The sequence below is a fragment of the Georgenia sp. H159 genome (assembly GCF_035607575.1).
Classification (GTDB): domain Bacteria; phylum Actinomycetota; class Actinomycetes; order Actinomycetales; family Actinomycetaceae; genus Oceanitalea.
In genome coordinates this window covers 1-2,508 of the sequence record NZ_JAYDZY010000026.1, presented here as the reverse complement: position 1 = coordinate 2,508, position 2,508 = coordinate 1, and the positions used below count along the sequence as shown (strand labels likewise).

General features: G+C 66.9%; 3 protein-coding genes. 1 reads left to right on the top strand and 2 read right to left on the bottom strand.

Features of this window, described 5'->3' with window-relative positions:
- Positions 1–579 (bottom strand): relaxase domain-containing protein (locus VR894_RS19075; RefSeq protein WP_324654120.1); only part of this gene is annotated, 579 nt, incomplete at its 3' end.
- Between the two features lie 485 nt (positions 580–1,064).
- Complete coding sequence (locus VR894_RS19070; protein ID WP_324654119.1) at positions 1,065–1,445, bottom strand: hypothetical protein; 381 nt, start codon at positions 1,443–1,445, stop codon at positions 1,065–1,067.
- A gap of 65 nt (positions 1,446–1,510) precedes the next feature.
- Between VR894_RS19070 and VR894_RS19065 the strand changes: the two genes are divergently transcribed.
- Complete coding sequence (locus VR894_RS19065) at positions 1,511–2,410, top strand: hypothetical protein (protein ID WP_324654117.1); 900 nt, start codon at positions 1,511–1,513, stop codon at positions 2,408–2,410.
- Positions 2,411–2,508 lie beyond the last annotated feature (98 nt).

Sequence of the window (2,508 nt, the reverse complement as noted above, 5' to 3'; positions counted from 1 at the left end):
GTCGAGCACCTGGGCGACGGCGACGTGGTGGGCCTCGACAATCAACTCCTGGGTGGTCGCGTCGGCGACGCCCCACAGCACGGAGACCGACTTGGGCACGGAGAAGGTCAGGTCGAACCCGGCGGTCGCGGTCTGCGGCCCGCGGGCGGCTTGCTCGGCCTGGATGCGAGTCACTTCGGTGTCGAACTCTTCGGCAGGCAGGGCCCGGTCGATGCGAGAGATCAACGCGGCGGTGCGCTCGGCCACGGTCGGGTACTCCCGGAAGGGCTGGCCGAGGCTCTCTCCGGTGATCGGGTCGTTGCCGCGTCCCAGAAGCCCCTGAAGATGCTCGGGCGTCACTGTCATGCCGGGACGCAGCTCACCGGTCCCGAAGTACGCAACCCCTTTGCCCATCCACACACCGGGCGGGGTGCCCGCCTCCGTGAAATACCGCGTAAACCCGGTCGCCTGGGCAACTTCTCCGTCGCCTTGCACGACCGAGCGGAGCAGGTAGCCGTAGCCGCTACCCGCCGAGACCACACGCATCGAGACCGTCACACCAGCCAGGTGCGCCTCGGGTGCCAGAGGTGTGAAGACCACGGAGGCCACCGCGCTCAGGGCTGCCGGTGGGGGGCTCCTGCGGTCGGTTCGGCCACGGGGCGGGTTCCGACAAGGGAGGGCTCGAACCCGCTAGCGACGTCGTGCGGTGACAACGCGACGCCACGGCGGTCGCCGCACACCTGGTCATCAGACGAGCTCGCTGCTGCTCGTTGCCACCCGGCCGGGCTGGTTCAGATCGCAGCAGAAGGGTGGTGAACGGGCCCATGGATCTGCAAGAATCCACACGTCGGCCTCCGCGCGAGGTCGTCCGCACACACAGGGCGCGCGAGAAGAACTCGAACAAGGGCGTCGAGGGCATGCACCGTGGGGGTCGGGGTAGAGTAACAGCGGCGACAATCCTGGTGTTCGTCGTCACCTCCGCATGCTCGGACTCGCCCGAACCGGCAGCCACGCCGACTCCGACAGTAGCGACCTCCACGTCGCCCACACCGTCGCCGAGCCCGTCACCAACTCCCGCCTCCGACTCAGAGACCGCGGCGAAGAACGCTGAGGCAGCGGTACGGGAGTACTACCGGGTAGTCGATGAGCTTCGTGGAAATCCGAACGCGGATCTCTCCATCCTCGATGACGTCGCGGTCAGCGTCGCCCTGGTGTCGCGTCAGCGACAATTCGAGCGCGAGCGCGCCGATGGGTGGCACCAGACCGGCGAGACTAGGGTCGTCGAGCTCGAAGCCAAGAGCGTCAACCTCGAGAACACCGACAGCGCAGGCAAGACGGTACCGGTGGTCCAGTTCGATGTCTGCATCGATGTCGGCGATGTCGATATCGTCGATGCGGACGGCAGCTCCGTCGTTGCCGATGAACGGCCTACCCGTGGATGGGAACGGCACACCGTCGCGAATCACGAATGGGAGGACGACCCAGCCGGTGGGTGGCGAGTGTCGACTAGCCAGACTCTGGAGCAGCAGCCATGCGACTCCGCCGACTGACGCGTGCCGTCGCCATACTTCTCGCCTTGCCGTGCCTCTTCGCGTTTTCTATCGGAGCTACTGAGGCCGCACCTGAGTGCCTCCAGGTGGATCTCGTCACGGGAGTCTGCATTATCTCGGTTGAGGTACCGGCGGCTCCTCCCTCCGCCGAAGACATCTCCGATGAGCGGGGACCGGTTGATACCGGCCCGGACTTGCCGTGTTGGCAGGACCCTTCCGCTTACACGAGGCTTGATCCGCAGCCCGTAGCTGGTGACCCCCTCTGGGGAGGGCGTGATCCGGCTGACGGTGGGGCGATCTACCACTGCCATATCCCCGACCCAGAGTCGCTCATCAGCAACATCTTCATCTGGCTCGCAGAGCCACCTGCAGCGGTAGCACCGGTGCCCTCCCCACGGGAACTTGCGCAGACCGCGGTGGACTCGATGGATCTAGAGGCGATTCGAATCGGGATCGTGCCCGAGCCGGGTGCCGGATCTCTGGGTCTGGTGGGCATGCCGGTGTGGATGTGGGCGGCGGAGCCCGGCCCGAGCACGGTTGGCCCCATCTCGGCTTCGGCGTCGGCCGGCGGCATCACGGTCACCGCGACCGCACAAGTCGACACGATCACTTGGGACATGGGCGACGGCAACACGGTCGTGTGCCACGGCGCCGGCACGGCGTACCACGCGAGCTACGGACGGCAGCAGTCACCGGACTGCGGCCACGTCTACAGGACGACGTCCGCCGGCGAGCCAGGTGACAAGTTCACCGTCACGGCGACCTCGGACTGGGTCATCACCTGGGAAGGCGCAGGGCAGACCGGGACTATCCGGATGGACGGACTCTCCCAGTCGGTGCAGGTCGCGGTCGGGGAAGCGCAGGTGCTCGTGACCTCGTAGGCGAGCACCGCGATGAAAGTGGGGGGAAATGACTAGCACAACGACACGGCCCGAGGAGACGACGGGCGAGCGGACCTCACCGCCCGGCGCACCGCCAC

What these genes read in the sequence shown, in the direction of transcription:
- VR894_RS19065 (WP_324654117.1), top strand. Translation starts at nt 1,511, where the DNA reads ATGCGACTCCGCCGACTGACGCGTGCCGTCGCCATACTTCTCGCCTTG.